This is a genomic window from Plantactinospora sp. KLBMP9567 (assembly GCF_033446045.1).
In the GTDB taxonomy this organism is placed as follows: Bacteria; Actinomycetota; Actinomycetes; order Mycobacteriales; family Micromonosporaceae; genus Plantactinospora.
This window is the reverse complement of sequence record NZ_JAWQRR010000023.1, coordinates 209,270-223,564: the sequence shown is the minus strand read 5'-3', so window position 1 is coordinate 223,564 and position 14,295 is coordinate 209,270. Positions and strand designations below refer to the sequence as shown.

Below are 14,295 nucleotides of genomic sequence, written 5' to 3'. Positions count from 1 at the left end.
ACCACGCTGCGGTCGCTGTGCACGGCGGGTCGGCACCGCAGTCACTGTGCACGGCGGGACGGTTCGCGGGGTCGCTGTGCAGATCGCTCCCTCGCGACTGGCGTCCGGGACGTCGTACGGTTGTCGGTGCCGATGCGGGGGATGGCCACCGTCCGGCGACCCTTCGGGTGGTGCCACGAGGGCGAAGGGCAGCCGGACGGTGGCCTTGGCCACGAGGGGCGGACGGTGGTCTTGGCCACCAGACGGTGACCGGGCGGCGGACTACAGCCGGCAGGCGTGGATGTCGGTGACCAGGATCGCCCGGGCGCCGACGTCGTACAGCTCGTCCATGATCCGGTGTACGTCCTGGCGCAGTACCATCGCCTGGACCGCCACCCAGCCCTCCCGGTGCAACGGCGAGATGGTCGGGGACTCGATTCCCGGGGTGAGCGCGCTGGCCTTCTCCAGCAGGTCGGCCCGGACGTCGTAGGCGAGCATCACGTAACGGCGGGCGACCAGCACCCCCTGGAGGCGCCGGACGAGCTGGTCCACCTGCCCGTTGGCCGGGGCACCGGTCCGGCGTACCAGTACGGCCGACGAACGCAGGATCGGCTCACCGACGATCACCAGGCCGGCCTGGCGCAGCGTGGCACCAGTTTCCACGACGTCCGCGACCACGTCGGCCACGCCGAGGCGTACGGCGTTCTCGACCGCGCCGTCGAGCCGGATCACCGTCGCGGTGAGCTGGTGTTCGGTCAGATAACCCTCGACCACCCCGGGATAGGCGGTGGCGATGCGCCGGCCGGCGATCTGGTCGACCGTCGAGACGGTTTCCGGCCGGGCGGCAAACCGGAACGTCGCCGCGCCGAAACCGAGGTCGAGCATCTCCTCGGCCGGGCTGGCCGAGTCGACCAGCAGGTCCCGTCCGGTGATGCCGAGGTCGAGGTCGCCGGAGCCGACGTAGGTGGCGATGTCCTTGGGGCGGAGGTAGAAGAATTCGACGTCGTTGGCGTCGTCCCGGCAGATCAGGTCACGGTCGTCACCGCGCTGCCGGTAACCCGCCTCGCGCAGCATCTGGGCGGCCGGTCCGGACAGGGTGCCTTTGTTGGGAATGGCGATGCGCAGCATCGGGAGTGCTCCTCGCGGTCAGGGATCGGAATCGGGCTGACGGACGCGTCCGGTGCGGTCGACGGGACGCGGCGGGGCACTACAGATGTCGGTAGACGTCCTTGAGGTCCAGACCGGTGGCGAGCATCAGCACCTGCGCCTGGTAGAGCAACTGGGAGATCTCCTCGGCGGCCCGTTCCGGACCCTCGTGCTCGGCGGCCATCCACGCCTCGGCCGCCTCCTCGACGACCTTCTTGCCGATCGCGTGCACGCCGCGCTCCAGCGCGGCCACCGTCGCCGAGCCGGGGGTGCCGGCCGCGGCCTTGGCCTGCAACTCGGCGAACAGCTCCTCGAACGTCTTCACGGCATCCGATTCTCGCAGCCGGCCGGCACCGGGTCGGCCGCCGGGTCGGCCGGCGGCCCACCAGGTGGACCGTCGGCCGGTTCAGCGCACCGTCACGGTGTGGTCGTCGAGGAACCGCTCGGACCCGTCCTCCAGCGAGATCGCGTACGTGGTCAGCGTGTACCGGCCCGGCGGCAGCGTGACCCGGAACCTCGCCTCCCCCTGAGCCGGCCCGGCGACCGAGAGCGTGACCACCTGCTCCCGCACGGTACGCGTACCCCGCTGGATCCGGAGCTGGGCGGTCGCCTCCGGCAGGATCCCGGCGACGTGTACCTGGAAGCTCCGGCTGACCGCGTCGCCGTGCTGCGGCGAGATCAGCCAGACCGGGGCGAGCACCTCCATCGCCGGGGCCCGGCGCAGCACCCCGGAGGTGTCGACCCGGCCCCAGAGCCGGTCGACCGGTGCCCCGTCGAGCCGCAGCCGCAGCCCGGAGACCCCGGGCACCGCGGTGACGGTCCAGACCAGTTGCTGCACGGCCAGCCGTGTGGTGACCTCGTCGACGCCGTCGCGGGCCGCCCCGGTGAGGTCGACGGTGGCGATGCCGTCGCCGTCGACGGTCACCTCCCGCAGGTCGGTCCCCGCCGGCCACGGGTTGCGGTAGTCCGGGTCCATCCCGACCGGCCCGTCCAGCAGGTTCCGCAGCGCGGCGGTGATCCGGTCCCGGGCCGAGCCGTCGTGCAGCCACAGCCGGTGGAACTCGCGGTAGAGCCGGGGTCGGCCCGGATCGCCGCCGAGGTAGTAGACCGGCAGGCCGGCGGTGCTCTCGGTGGCGCCGGGTGCCGGCGTACCCGTGCCGGCGCCGGCCGACGGGGCGACCGCGCCATCCGGCGGGGTCGGCCCGGGCTGCACCTCGTCCGGTGTCGCACCCGCCGACCGCTGCGCGCCGACCGTTCCGGGCGGCGGCTCCACCCGGTCGGACGGCGTCGGCACGACCGTGCTGGCCAGCCCGACCACCACCGCCGCCACGCTCAGCGTGGCGACCGTCACGGCACCGGCCGCCAGTGGTGACCAGCCGCGCCACCGGCCCCCGGCGAGTCGAGGAATTGACCATTCCGGCCGGCGCCACCGGCGCCGCGCGCCGCCGCGGTCGCCGGCCCCGATCCGCCGCTGGATCTCGGGCAGCGCGCCCGGTCCCGGCTCGATCCGGTCGGCCTCGGCCGCGAGTACCCGACGCAGCAGGTCCTCGTCCCCCGGTGCCCGCTCCCCCGACCCCGACGTCGCCCCCGGCCCCGACGTCCACGCCGGCTCGGAATGCGTACCGGGTCGCCGCTGCTCGCTCATCGCTCCGCCCCCATGCTCTGCTTCAGCGCGGCCAGCCCCCGGAAGGTGTGGCTCTTCACCGCGCCCCGGCTGACACCCATCAGTTCGGCGGTCTCGGCCTCGGAGAGGTCGAGGTAGTAGCGCAGCACCAGCGCCTCCCGCTGCCGGGTCGGCAGGGTACGCAGCGCCGCCATCACCGCGTCGTGCTGAAGCAGGTCGAGTGCGCCGGCCTCGGCGCTCGGCGCGTCCGCCACCGGCCCGGCTCCGGCCAGGTACGCGGTCACCACCCGACGGTGCCGCAGCGCCGACCGGCACCTGTTCAGCACGCTGGTCCGCAGGTAGCCGAGAGCGCGGTCGGCGTCCCGCAGCCGGGACCAGTGCCCGTGCAGCGCGACGTAACCGTCCTGCACGATCTCCTCTGCCGCACCCTGGTCGTGCAGGAGCAGCGTGGCGAGTCGTACCAGCGGGCGGTAGTGGGCGGCGAAGAGGCTGGTGATCGCCTCGTCCGCCGACCACCGTGGTGGTCCCGATCGTGTCATGGTCCTCCCGCCGGGCGGGTCGGAGACCAGTTGGGTCGTCACGGCAGGATGACGCCCGACCCCCCGTTCCGGTTTACCCGCCGCGCCGGGTCGACACCACTCGACAGGCCGATCACCCACCCGACCGGCTGATATCCCGATCGGATCGAGAGAGATATCTATGGGTACCCGTCGACGTGTGCCTATGCTGTCGGCCATGGCTCGCCGATCTCTGCCGGTCGCGCTCACGACCGCCACCCTCGTTCTCGCGGCCCTCGTCGGCTGCGCGCCCCAGAACCAACCCGCGCCCGTTGCACCGCAGGCCACCTGTACCAAGGCCGAGCTGAAGACCCGTACGCCGGGCAAGCTCACCATCGCCACCGACGACCCGGCGTACGCACCCTGGTTCGCCGACAACCTGCCGGCCAACGGCAAGGGCTTCGAGTCCGCGGTCGCCTACGAGGTCGCCGAGCAGCTCGGCTTCGCCCGGATCGACGTGCAGTGGGTACGGGTCAAGTTCGACACCGCGATCGCGCCGGGGCCGAAGGAGTTCGACTTCGACATCAACCAGTTCTCCATCACCGACGAGCGCAAGCAGGCGGTGGACTTCACCTCGCCGTACTATCTGGTCCGACAGGCGGTGGTCGCCGGCAAGGGTTCCAAGATCACCGGTAGGTCGCGGCTGGCCGACCTCCAGGATGCCAAGCTCGGCGCCCAGGTGGGCAGCACCAGCTACCAGGCGATCACCGACGTGATCAAGCCGACGGTCAAGCCGCAGGTCTACAACACCAACGACGACGCGAAGAAGGCCCTGCAGAACGGCCAGCTCGACGGCATCGTGGTGGACCTGCCCACCGCCTTCTACATCACCTCGGCCGAGGTCAAGGACGCCACCATCGTCGGGCAGTTGCCGCAGGTAGGGCTGCCGGAGGCCTTCGGCCTGCTGCTCGACAAGGGCTCGCCGCTGACCGGTTGCGTGAGCGGCGCGGTCGACGCCCTCCGCGCCGACGGCACGCTCGGCAACCTGGAGAAGACCTGGCTCTCCGAGGTGGCCGGCGTCACCGACATCACGTGAGCCTGCTCGACCACCACCCCTCACCGATCGCCCGCCAGCGGACCGCCTACCGGAAACGGCAGACGGTCCGCTCGGTGCTGGTCGCCGCCGCCTCGACCGGAGTACTCGGCACCCTGCTGGTGGTCGCGGTGACCGGCTCACCCGGCTGGGAGCGGGTACGACAGTCCTTCCTCGACCCGCGCATCGGCCGGGAGGCACTGCCGGAGATCCTCACCGGACTCTGGCTCAACGTCCGGCTGCTGTTCTTCTGCGCGCTCGGGGCGCTCGCCCTCGGCCTGGTGGTGGCGGTGCTGCGTACCCTGCGCGGCCCGGTCTTCTTCCCGGTCCGGGCGCTGGCCGCCGGCTACACCTACACGTTCCGCGGGCTGCCGCTGATCATCGTGATCTACGTGCTCACTCTCGGTGTGCCTGGGCTGCGGTTGCAGGGCATGCCGTCGGTGCTGGTGCTCGGCGGGATCGCCATGGTCCTCACCTACGGCGGCTACCTGGCCGAGGTGTTCCGGGCCGGCATCGAGTCGATCCATCCGAGCCAGCTCGCCGCCGCCCGGTCGCTCGGGCTCAGCTACCGGCAGACGATGCGGCACGTGGTGCTGCCCCAGGCGGTCCGCCGGGTCGCCCCGCCGCTGCTCAACGACGTGGTCGCGCTCCAGAAGGACGTCGGACTGGTCTCGCTCGCCGGACCGATCGACGCGGTACGCGCTGCCCAGATCGCCACCGCCGAGAGTTTCAACTACACGCCGTACATTGTCGCGGGGGTGCTCTTCGTGCTGCTCGCCATTCCACTGATCGCGGTCACCGACTGGGTGACCCTGCGCGCCGCCCGCCGGCAGGCCGCCCGATGAATGCACATGTGCTGCGCTGCCGAGGGCTACGCAAGGTCTTCGGCGGGCACATCGTACTCGACGATCTCGACCTGGACGTGGCCGAGCACGAGGTCGTGGCGCTGATCGGCGCCTCCGGCTCCGGCAAGTCCACCCTGCTGCGCTGCGTGAACCTGCTGGAGGAGCTCGACGACGGCACCATCCACCTGGACGGCGAGCACATCACCGACCCGCGCACCGACCCCGATCTGGTACGCCGGCGGATCGGCATCGTCTTCCAGGCGTACAACCTCTTCCCGCACCTGCGGGTGCTGGACAACATCACGCTGGCGCCGGTCCGGGTGCACCGGCGGAACCGGGGCGAGGCCGAGGCGCAGGCCCGGGAACTGCTCGCCCGGGTCGGGCTGGCCGAGAAGGTGGCCGACTATCCCGACCGGCTCTCCGGCGGCCAGCAGCAGCGGGTGGCGATCGTCCGGGCGCTGGTCAACTCGCCCCGACTGCTGCTGCTCGACGAGGTGACCTCGGCGCTGGACCCGGAACTCGTCGGCGAGGTGCTGACGATGATCCGGGATCTGAAGGCGGACGGCATGACGATGGTGCTGGCCACCCACGAGATGGGCTTCGCCCGCGAGGTCGCCGACCGGGTCTGCTTCCTGGACGGCGGCCGGGTGATCGAAGAGGGGCCGCCGGAGCAGGTGCTCGGCGAGCCGACCCAGCCCCGTACCCGGCAGTTCCTCCGCCGGATCATCGAGGCGGGCCGGCTCCAGGTCGGCTGACCACAGCTCACGCCGACGGCCGACGCCTGACGCCCTCCGTCCGGAGACTGTCGAGCTGCCCCGCTCGTGCACCCGCCCCCAACCACAGCCGCCGGCGAACCACCCGCCAGCAGACTGTCGAGCTGCCCCGCTCGTGCACCCGGACGGCAGGCCGCCGCCGGTATGGCTGGCCGCCACCCTTGGGCCAGGCCGCGGGTAAGACCGGCCGCCACCCTTGGGCCAGGCCGCCGCCGCCCACAAGCCGGAACTGTGGCCGAGACGGTGCCCCGTCTGTGCACCCAGCTCGACAGCCTCGCGATCGGGTACTGTCCCCTGACGCGCACGCCGCCGCTCTTCAGCGCGAGCCAGGCCGACCGGTCGCCGCCGCCCGGGTCCACCGCAAGCCAAGCCAAGCCGCGCCACCGCCCCGGCTGGCGGCCGGCGGCCGGGCCTCGGGCTACGGGCGGGCGGCGATGTCCCGGATGGCCACGGCGGCCTCCAGGGTCGCAGTGGTGGCCGCCCAGCCCTTGTCCTCGGCCGAGTCGGGCAGCCCGGCCCGGTCCCGGGCCTGCTCCAGGTTGTTCACCGTCAGCACGCCGTGCGCGACCGGCTTCCCGCTGTCCAGCGCGACCCGGGTCAGCCCCTCGGTCACCGACTGGCACACGTACTCGAAGTGCGCGGTGGCACCCCGGATCACCACGCCGAGCGCCACCACCGCGTCGCAGCGCCGGGCCAGCGCCTGGGCCACCACCGGCAGCTCCACCGAGCCGGCCACCCGGACCACGACCACGTCGTCCACCCCGCACGCCTTCGCCGCGGTCACCGCCCGGTCGACCATGTGGTCGGTGAGTTCGCCATGCCAGCGCGCGGCCACCACTCCCACGGTCAGCCCGGAGGCGTCCACCGTCGACAGTCCCGGCTCTCCGAACCCCGCCATCGTCACGCCAACCTTTCCGTCATCTCCGCGAGTTCCGTCAGCTCCCCGGCGTCGGCCGGAGTCTCCAACTCGTCCAGCAGGTGCCCCATCCGGTCCCGCTTGGTACGCAGGTAACGCACGTTCTCCGGGGTGGCCCGGACCGGCATCGCCTCCCGGCCCACCACGGTCAGCCCGTACCCCTCCAGCCCGGCCCGCTTGGCCGGGTTGTTCGTCAGCAGCCGCATCGAGCGGACCCCGAGGTCGTAGAGGATCTGCGCCCCGGTCCCGTAGTCCCGGGCGTCGGCGGGCAGCCCAAGGTCCAGGTTGGCGTCGACGGTGTCCCGGCCGAGGTCCTGCAACTGGTACGCCTGGAGCTTGTGCAGCAGCCCGATGCCGCGCCCCTCGTGCCCGCGCATGTAGAGCACCACGCCCCGCCCCTCGGCGGCGACCCGGGCCAGCGCGGCGTCGAGCTGTGGGCCGCAGTCGCAGCGCAGCGAGCCGAAGACGTCCCCGGTCAGGCACTCCGAGTGCACCCGTACCAGCACGTCCTGGCCGTCGCCGAGGTCGCCGTAGACCAGCGCGATGTGCTCGGTGCCGTCCTGCCGGGCCCGGTAGCCGACCGCCCGGAACGGCCCGTACGGCAGCGGCAGCCGGGTCTCGACGACCTGCTCGACGTCCGTCTCGGTACGCCGCCGGTATGCGATCAGGTCCGCGATGGTGATCAGCGTGATGCCGTGCTCGGCGGCGAACTTCTCCAGGTCGGGCAGGCGCATCATGGTGCCGTCGTCGTTGACCAGTTCGCAGAGCACCCCGGCGGGGCGGAGCCCGGCGAGTCGGGCCAGGTCGACGGCCGCCTCGGTGTGCCCGGGACGGCGCAGTACGCCGCCGGTCTTGGCCCGCAGCGGCACCACGTGCCCGGGCCGGCTCAGGTCGGTGGCGTCGGTCGACGGGTCGGCGAGCAGCCGGATCGTGTGCGCCCGGTCGGCGGCCGAGATGCCGGTACTGACCCCCTCCCGCGCGTCCACCGTCACCGTGTACGCGGTGCCCCGCTTGTCCTGGTTGGTGTGGTACATCGGCGGCAGTTCGAGGCGGTCGCAGTCCTCCTCGGTCAGCGGCGCGCAGATGTAGCCGGAGGTGTAGCGGACCATGAACGCGACCAGTTCCGGGGTCGCCCGGTCGGCAGCGAAGATCAGGTCGCCCTCGTTCTCCCGGTCCTTGTCGTCGACCACGACGACCGGTCGGCCGGCCGCGACCTGGGCCAGTGCTGCCTCGATGGTGCCGAATTCGGTGCTCATGCCGGCACTCCGCTTCGCTCCGTGCCGTCATGAGGCACATTGGCGCTGAGCTGGCTGATTCGCTCACTACGCTCGCTCACTTCCACGGCCTCCAGTCCGCCGACCGGCAGTCGCCCACCGGTCGTCAGCAGTCGTTCGACGTACTTGGCGAGGACGTCAACCTCGAGGTTGACCGGCTCGCCGACACCCTTGCGGCCCAGCGTGGTAGCGGCCAGCGTGGTCGGGATCAGCCCGACCGAGAAGGTCTGCGCGGTCAGCGCGGCGACGGTCAGCGACACCCCGTCGACGGTGATCGAGCCCTTCTCCACGACGTATCGGGCGAGGTCTGCGGGGAGGCCGAAGGTGACCGTCTCCCACTGCTCGGCCGGCGTCCGCCCGACGATCTCGGCGACCCCGTCGACGTGGCCCTGCACCAGGTGCCCGCCGAGCCGGCTGCCGAGGGTGGCGGCCCGCTCCAGGTTGACCGGGTCACCCGGGCGCAGCGCCCCGAGCGAGGTACGCCGGAACGTCTCGCCCATCACGTCGGCGGTGAACGTGTCACCGTCGACCTCCACCACGGTCAGACAGACCCCGTTGACGGAGATCGAGTCGCCGTGCCGGGCGTCCGAGGTGACGATCGGGCCGCGGATCGCGACCAGGGCGGAGTCGCCGCCGGTGTCGTCCCGCCGGACCAGTTCGCCCAACTCCTCCACGATGCCGGTGAACATCTGATTCAGCCCTCCGTCTTCCGGGGAAACGCGGTGACCCGCAGGTCGGGGCCGACCGGTGTGATGTCGGTGAACTCCAGGTCGATGACCTCGGAGATGGTCTGTGGGCCGGCGTCGGCGAGTGCCGCCGGGCCGGCGCCGAGCAGCTTCGGCGCCAGGTAGCCGACCACCTTGTCGACCAGGCCGGCGGCGAGGAAGGCGCCGGCCAGGGTCGGGCCGCCCTCCAGCAGCGCCGCCCGGACGCCGCGCCGGTAGAGCTCCGCGAGCAGCCGGGCCAGCTCCACCCGGCCGTCCGGGCCGGTGCCGACCTCCTTGGCGGTCGCCACCCAGGTGGGCGCGGCGCCGTCCCGGACCCGGGCGTCGAGCGGGGTACGACCGGCGCTGTCCACCACCACCCGCAGCGGCTGCCGGATGGCCAGGGTGCCGTCGCGCAGGTTCCGCGCGGTCAGTCTCGGGTCGTCGGCGAGTACGGTGCCGACCCCGGCGATCACCGCGTCGACCGTGCCGCGCAGCGCGTGCACGTCGATCCGGGCCGCCTCGGACGTGATCCACATGCTGGTGCCGTCGGCCGCCGCGATCCGCCCGTCCAGGGTCGCCGCGTACTTCCAGATCAGGTACGGCCGGCCCCGGCGTACCGCGGTCAGCCAGGCCAGGTTGCCCGCCTCCGCCTCGGCGGCGCGTGTCCCGACCTCGACCTCGACACCGGCCGCCCGCAGCCGCTCGATGCCGCCGGCCGCGATCGGGTTCGGATCGGGTACGCCGATCACCACCCGGCGGACCCCGGCCGAGATCAGCGCCCCGCTGCACGGCCCGGTACGCCCGGTGTGGTCGCAGGGTTCCAGGGTCACCACGGCGGTGCCGCCGCGGGCCCGCTCACCGGCCTGGGCCAGCGCGACGATCTCGGCGTGCGGCCCACCGGCGTACGCGTGGAAACCCTCGCCGACGATCTCGCCGTGTGGGTCGAGCAACACGCAGCCGACCAGGGGATTGGGACTCGTCGTGCCCAGGCCGCGGGCCGCCAGCGCGATAGCCCGGCGCATCGCCTCGTCGGCGGAGACGCCCCCCATGCCGTTTCCCTCTTCCTCGCCCGTCGTCGTGGCGCGCGGGCGGGGTGTGGGAGGGGTGCCGGCCGGTGGCCGGGCGTGCGGCGGCGGAGCGTGGGGACGGCAGGCGCCGACCCCGGCGGACCACGGGTCGGCGCACACGCGCCGGCCGGCGGACCCATCCGTCCCGCGCGCTGTCTCCCATCCGGACTGTCTGGGTGCGGAAACTGCCCGCCCCCAACCGTCGGCCCCGGATTCTCACCAGGTCCACCGGGCGGCCGAGGCCGACCGGGTCGCGGGCTTACCGGGCTTGCGCCCGGATCACCGCCGGTTCGGAATTACACCGAGTCCCGCCAGCGCGTGGTGGGTACGGATCGAGTCTTACACGGAACCGGGGCTGTCGGGCCAGTGAGGCGACCGACCTCACAGCGACGTGACCGTGATCACTTCGCCCCGCGCCGCCGCTCCCCCGCGTCGGCCGCCGGTGCCCCCGGGGTACGCCGCCGATCCATCGCCACGTACGAACCGGGCTGGCTCTTGGCCACCGACTTCATCTCGGAGGCGGCGGCGATCACCTCGAGCGGGTCGGTGAACCGGCGCTCGGGCACCGAGAGCGAGACCCCGATGGAGAGCGTGACCAGGTGGGCCCGCTGGATGTTGCCGCGCCGGTCCTTCAGCTCCACGTAGCCGCGCTTGGCGTCCTCCGGGTCGTACAGCTCGTCGGCGGTCTTCTCGAAGTCGACCACGGCCCGCTCGGTGAGCGGCCGGACCTGCTCGGGAGCGCAGACGATCACGAAGTCATCGCCGCCGATGTGCCCGAGGAAGGCCGGCGGCAGCCCGACCGAGACCACCGCCCGGTGCAGGCTGCGGGCCAGCGCGCTGATGAACTCGTCGCCCCGGACGAAGCCGTACCGGTCGTTGACGCTCTTGAACCGGTCGATGTCGACGTAGCCGACCGCGTAGTCGACACCGCTGCGCACCCGGTCGCCGATCTCCCGGCGGACCCGGGTGTTGCCGGGCAGCCCGGTCAGCGGGGAGACCTCGCGGAACTCCTTGTTGCGGCGCAGCGTGGAGCTGATCCGGGCGACGAGTTCGGCGGTGTCGAAGGGCTTGACCAGGTAGTCGTCGGCACCGGCGGTGAGGCCGTGCACCTTGTCCACGGTCAGCCCCTTGGCAGTGAGCATGATCACCGGCAGCGCCGAGGTCATCGGGTTGGCCCGCAGCCGGCGGGTCAGCTCCAGCCCGTCGATCCGGGGCATCCGCAGGTCGACCACGGCCAGGTCGGGCCGGCGCCGCTCGATCACCTCCAGCGCCTCCTGGCCGTCGCTGGCCTGCGCCACCTCGAAGCCGTGCAGCCGCAGGTTGAACGAGACGAACCGAACGATGTCCTCGTCGTCGTCGACCACCAGGATCAGGTCGGGCCGCTCCTCGGCGACCCCGTCGACGCTCATGCTGAATGTGCGGCGCGCTCGGCGAGGCGCCGTAGCTGGATGACCGCCGCGGCCGGGTCCGCCGCGCCGTAGACGGCGGTGCCGGCGACGAAGGCGTCCGCGCCGGCCGCCGCCGCCTGCTCGATGGTGTCGGCCGCTATGCCGCCGTCGACCTCGATCCGGAGTTCGAGGTGGCCGGCGTCGGCATGCCGGCGGGCGGTGCGGACCTTGTCGAGCAGTTCGGGGATGAACCGCTGCCCCCCGAAGCCCGCCTTGATAGTCATGATCAGCAATGTATCGAAGCTGGGCAAAAGGTCAAGGTACGGTTCGATCGGAGTGTCCCGGTCGATCGCCAGCCCGGCCTTCGCCCCCGCCGAGCGGAGGTCCTTGGCCAGCGAGACCGGGTTGTCGCAGGCCTCGGCATGGAACGTCACGTTGTACGCCCCGGCGTCCGCGTAGCTCGGCGCCCAGCGTCGCGGGTCCTCGATCATCAAATGTACGTCGAACGGCAGCGTGCTCGCGGCCAGCAGACTCTGCACCACCGGCAGCCCGATGGTCAGGTTCGGCACGAAGTGGTTGTCCATCACATCGACGTGCAGCCAGTCCGCCGTGGACTCCACCGCGTGCACCTCGTCGGCGAGCCGGGCGAAGTCTGCGGCGAGGATGCTGGGCGCGACGATCGGCGCTGGTACGGTCACCGCGCCAGTGTACGAATGCCGGCCACCCCGCGTGCTCGTCACCCTCGCATCGCGGTGGCACCCGCGAAGAACCGGTCCGGGGTGATCGGCAGGTCACGGACGCGTACCCCGGTGGCGTGGTACACGGCGTTGGCGATCGCCGCGGCGGTGCCGACGATGCCCAGCTCGCCGATGCCCTTCGAGCCCATCGGGTTGACGTACGGGTCGTCCTCGACGAGCGTGTGCACCTCGACGCAGCCGACGTCGGCGTTGGTCGCGATGTGGTACTCGGCGAGGTCGTGGTTGACCACGTGACCGAACCGGGGATCGAGCACGCACTGCTCGTGCAGCGCCATCGACAGCCCCATCGTCATCCCGCCGAGCAACTGGGAGCGGCCAATCTTCGGGTTGATGATCCGGCCGGCGGCGAAGACCCCGAGCATCCGGGGCACCCGTACCTCCCCGGTCGCCTCGTGCACCCGGGCCTCGACGAACTGGGCCCCGAACGCGTACATGGAGAAGCGTTCCCGGTCCGGGTTGGCCGGCATGTCGGCGCTGGCCTCGATGCCGTGCGACGGCGGGTCGGCGTGTTCGGCGGCCATCCGGGCCCGGAGCCGGCGGGCGGCCTCGACCACCGTGCTGCCCCACGAGGTCATCCCGGACGAGCCGCCGGCGGACATCGCGGCCGGCAGGTCCGTGTCGCCGATCCGCAGCACGATCCGGTCGACCGGTACGGCCAGCGCGTCGGCCGCGATCTGGGTCAGCGAGGTCCAGGTGCCGGTGCCGAGGTCGGCGGCACCGATCGAGACGACGTACCGGCCGTCCGGCTCCACCCGGATCGTCGCCGACGAGCCGGGGAGCTGGTAGACCGGGTACATCGAGGCGGCCACCCCGGTGCCAACCAGCCAGCCCCCGGCGGCCCGCCGGACGCCGGGAGTCGGGTCCCGGCCGGCCCAGCCGAACCGGCGGGCGCCGTCGCGCAGGCAGGCCACCAGGTTGCGGGTGGAGAACGGCCGGTCCAGTTCCGGGTCGAGTGGCGGCTCGTTGGCGATCCGGAACTCGACCGGGTCCTGCCCGCAGGCGATCGCCATTTCGTCCATCGCCGACTCCAGCGCGTACATCCCCGGGGTCTTGCCGGGGGCGCGCATGATCGTCGGGACTGGCACGTCGAGCCGGACCATCCGGTGTGTGGTGGCGCGGTGCGGCGCCGCGTACATCACCCGGGTCGGCGTGACGGTCTGCTCGGCGAACTCCTTGTGCCGCGCGGTCTGCTGCACCACCTCGTGGCTGATCGCGACCAGCCGGCCGTCCGACCCGGCACCGAGCCGGATCCGCTGCACCGTCGGGGTGCGGTAGCCGACCTGGGAGAACATCTGCTGCCGGGTGAGTGCCAGCTTCACCGGACGGCCGGGCACGGCGAACGCGGCCAGCACCGCGAGCACGACGTCCGGATGGGTGTGCAGCTTGCCGCCGAACGCGCCGCCGACGTGCGGCGAGATCACCCGGATCTGCTCCAGGTCGAGTCCGAAGAGCGTGGCCAGGGACTTCCGCAGCCCGTGCACCCCCTGGCTGCCGACGTGCAGGGTGAGCCGGTCGTCGCCCCACTCCGCGATCGTCGAGTGCGGCTCCAACTGGGCGTGCTGGTACCAGGGTGTGGTGTAGGTGGCGTCCAGGCGTACCGCCGCGCCGGCCAGCGCCGCCTCCGGGTCGCCACGCACGCTGTCGGTGGCGAACCCGCCGTTCATGACCTCCGGGGCGTACCGGTCCGGATGGTCGGCCCGCAGTCGGACGTCGTGCGGACCGGCCTGGTAGTCCACCCGGACCAGGCTGGCCGCCAGGCGCGCGATCTCCGAGCTCTCCGCCACCACCGCGGCGACGAACTGCCCCCGGTACGCCACCTCGGGCGTCTGCAGGATCACCACCTCCGGGTCGTCGAACGAGGCGACCCGGGGCGTGTTCTCGTGCGTCAGCACCGCCAGCACACCCGGCTTGGCCGACGCCACCTCGGTGTGCACGGCGGTGATCCGTCCCACCGCGACGGTGGCCTGCACACCGAACAGATAGACCGGCCGGTCGACGGGGTGCTCGAAGGCGTACCGGGCGGTGCCGGTCACCTTCGCCGGCCCGTCGAGCCTGTCCAGCGGAGTGCCGATGGCCCGGACCGGCAGTGTCTTCCCGTCCACACCTGCAATGTATGTAAGGAACCATCCCCGACCACCCGCTTCGGTGGAAGTGGGCCCAAATACCGGCCGCCGCCACCCGCGGTAGCCCCGGTGCCCACCGACGACGGGTACGAGTGGGTGCGGGTC

14 protein-coding genes are annotated in these 14,295 nt (G+C 72.4%); 3 read left to right on the top strand and 11 right to left on the bottom strand.

The features are described 5' to 3' along the window. Window positions 1-261: 261 nt before the first annotated feature. From hisG to R6Y94_RS20205, 4 genes are all read right to left on the bottom strand, one after another. Entirely contained in the window at window positions 262-1,107 is an 846-nt protein-coding gene (gene hisG, locus R6Y94_RS20220) for an ATP phosphoribosyltransferase (protein WP_318397424.1), read from the bottom strand. 79 nt (window positions 1,108-1,186) lie between these two features. Continuing rightward, window positions 1,187-1,450 carry a phosphoribosyl-ATP diphosphatase gene (locus R6Y94_RS20215; RefSeq protein ID WP_208811799.1) on the bottom strand — a complete coding sequence of 88 codons (264 nt, stop codon included), beginning with the start codon at window positions 1,448-1,450 and terminating at the stop codon, window positions 1,187-1,189. Between the two features lie 81 nt (window positions 1,451-1,531). Beyond that, window positions 1,532-2,770 carry a GerMN domain-containing protein gene (locus tag R6Y94_RS20210; protein WP_318397423.1) on the bottom strand — a complete coding sequence of 413 codons (1,239 nt, stop codon included), beginning with the start codon at window positions 2,768-2,770 and terminating at the stop codon, window positions 1,532-1,534. After that, on the bottom strand, window positions 2,767-3,288 hold the full coding sequence (locus tag R6Y94_RS20205; protein WP_318397422.1) for a SigE family RNA polymerase sigma factor: 522 nt from the start codon (window positions 3,286-3,288) through the stop codon (window positions 2,767-2,769). The genes R6Y94_RS20210 and R6Y94_RS20205 overlap by 4 nt, the downstream gene beginning before the upstream one ends. Before the next feature lie 196 nt (window positions 3,289-3,484). Here R6Y94_RS20205 and R6Y94_RS20200 point away from each other — a divergent pair, with 196 nt between their 5' ends. Genes R6Y94_RS20200 through R6Y94_RS20190 form a run of 3 tightly spaced genes read left to right on the top strand, consistent with a single transcriptional unit; the run spans window position 3,485 to window position 5,939 of the window. Beyond that, complete coding sequence (locus R6Y94_RS20200) at window positions 3,485-4,342, top strand: ABC transporter substrate-binding protein (RefSeq protein WP_318397421.1); 858 nt, start codon at window positions 3,485-3,487, stop codon at window positions 4,340-4,342. Next, complete coding sequence (locus R6Y94_RS20195; protein WP_412102816.1) at window positions 4,339-5,184, top strand: amino acid ABC transporter permease; 846 nt, start codon at window positions 4,339-4,341, stop codon at window positions 5,182-5,184. The genes R6Y94_RS20200 and R6Y94_RS20195 overlap by 4 nt, the downstream gene beginning before the upstream one ends. Beyond that, complete coding sequence (locus R6Y94_RS20190) at window positions 5,181-5,939, top strand: amino acid ABC transporter ATP-binding protein (RefSeq protein ID WP_318397420.1); 759 nt, start codon at window positions 5,181-5,183, stop codon at window positions 5,937-5,939. The genes R6Y94_RS20195 and R6Y94_RS20190 overlap by 4 nt, the downstream gene beginning before the upstream one ends. Window positions 5,940-6,375: 436 nt before the next feature. Here the strand turns inward: R6Y94_RS20190 and ribH are convergent, their stop codons facing one another. From ribH to R6Y94_RS20155, 7 genes are all read right to left on the bottom strand, one after another. Next, complete coding sequence (gene ribH, locus R6Y94_RS20185; protein ID WP_318397419.1) at window positions 6,376-6,855, bottom strand: 6,7-dimethyl-8-ribityllumazine synthase; 480 nt, start codon at window positions 6,853-6,855, stop codon at window positions 6,376-6,378. A gap of 2 nt (window positions 6,856-6,857) precedes the next feature. After that, window positions 6,858-8,129, bottom strand: a complete 1,272-nt coding sequence (locus R6Y94_RS20180; protein WP_318397418.1) for a bifunctional 3,4-dihydroxy-2-butanone-4-phosphate synthase/GTP cyclohydrolase II — start codon at window positions 8,127-8,129, stop codon at window positions 6,858-6,860. Further along, window positions 8,126-8,836: a riboflavin synthase gene (locus tag R6Y94_RS20175; RefSeq protein ID WP_318397417.1), complete on the bottom strand. Its 711-nt coding sequence runs from the start codon at window positions 8,834-8,836 to the stop codon at window positions 8,126-8,128. The genes R6Y94_RS20180 and R6Y94_RS20175 overlap by 4 nt, the downstream gene beginning before the upstream one ends. 5 nt (window positions 8,837-8,841) lie before the next feature. Next, window positions 8,842-9,903, bottom strand: coding sequence for a bifunctional diaminohydroxyphosphoribosylaminopyrimidine deaminase/5-amino-6-(5-phosphoribosylamino)uracil reductase RibD (ribD, locus tag R6Y94_RS20170; RefSeq protein ID WP_318397416.1), 1,062 nt, complete (start codon window positions 9,901-9,903; stop codon window positions 8,842-8,844). A 419-nt stretch (window positions 9,904-10,322) separates the two neighbouring features. Then, window positions 10,323-11,330, bottom strand: a complete 1,008-nt coding sequence (locus tag R6Y94_RS20165) for a response regulator (RefSeq protein WP_318397415.1) — start codon at window positions 11,328-11,330, stop codon at window positions 10,323-10,325. After that, window positions 11,327-12,007 (bottom strand): ribulose-phosphate 3-epimerase, encoded by a 681-nt coding sequence (gene rpe, locus R6Y94_RS20160; protein WP_318397414.1) that lies wholly within the window; start codon window positions 12,005-12,007, stop codon window positions 11,327-11,329. Before rpe ends, R6Y94_RS20165 begins: the two co-directional genes overlap by 4 nt. A 38-nt stretch (window positions 12,008-12,045) precedes the next feature. Then, window positions 12,046-14,169, bottom strand: coding sequence for a xanthine dehydrogenase family protein molybdopterin-binding subunit (locus R6Y94_RS20155; RefSeq protein ID WP_318397413.1), 2,124 nt, complete (start codon window positions 14,167-14,169; stop codon window positions 12,046-12,048). Window positions 14,170-14,295 lie beyond the last annotated feature (126 nt).

Excerpts from the sequence above, each read along its gene's own strand:
- hisG (WP_318397424.1), bottom strand. The coding sequence starts at position 1,107 with ATGCTGCGCATCGCCATTCCCAACAAAGGCACCCTGTCCGGACCGGCC.
- R6Y94_RS20210 (WP_318397423.1), bottom strand. The coding sequence starts at position 2,770 with ATGAGCGAGCAGCGGCGACCCGGTACGCATTCCGAGCCGGCGTGGACG.
- R6Y94_RS20205 (WP_318397422.1), bottom strand. The coding sequence starts at position 3,288 with ATGACACGATCGGGACCACCACGGTGGTCGGCGGACGAGGCGATCACC.
- R6Y94_RS20200 (WP_318397421.1), top strand. The coding sequence starts at position 3,485 with ATGGCTCGCCGATCTCTGCCGGTCGCGCTCACGACCGCCACCCTCGTT.
- R6Y94_RS20190 (WP_318397420.1), top strand. The coding sequence starts at position 5,181 with ATGAATGCACATGTGCTGCGCTGCCGAGGGCTACGCAAGGTCTTCGGC.
- ribH (WP_318397419.1), bottom strand. The coding sequence starts at position 6,855 with ATGGCGGGGTTCGGAGAGCCGGGACTGTCGACGGTGGACGCCTCCGGG.
- R6Y94_RS20180 (WP_318397418.1), bottom strand. The coding sequence starts at position 8,129 with ATGAGCACCGAATTCGGCACCATCGAGGCAGCACTGGCCCAGGTCGCG.
- R6Y94_RS20175 (WP_318397417.1), bottom strand. The coding sequence starts at position 8,836 with ATGTTCACCGGCATCGTGGAGGAGTTGGGCGAACTGGTCCGGCGGGAC.
- ribD (WP_318397416.1), bottom strand. The coding sequence starts at position 9,903 with ATGGGGGGCGTCTCCGCCGACGAGGCGATGCGCCGGGCTATCGCGCTG.
- R6Y94_RS20165 (WP_318397415.1), bottom strand. The coding sequence starts at position 11,330 with ATGAGCGTCGACGGGGTCGCCGAGGAGCGGCCCGACCTGATCCTGGTG.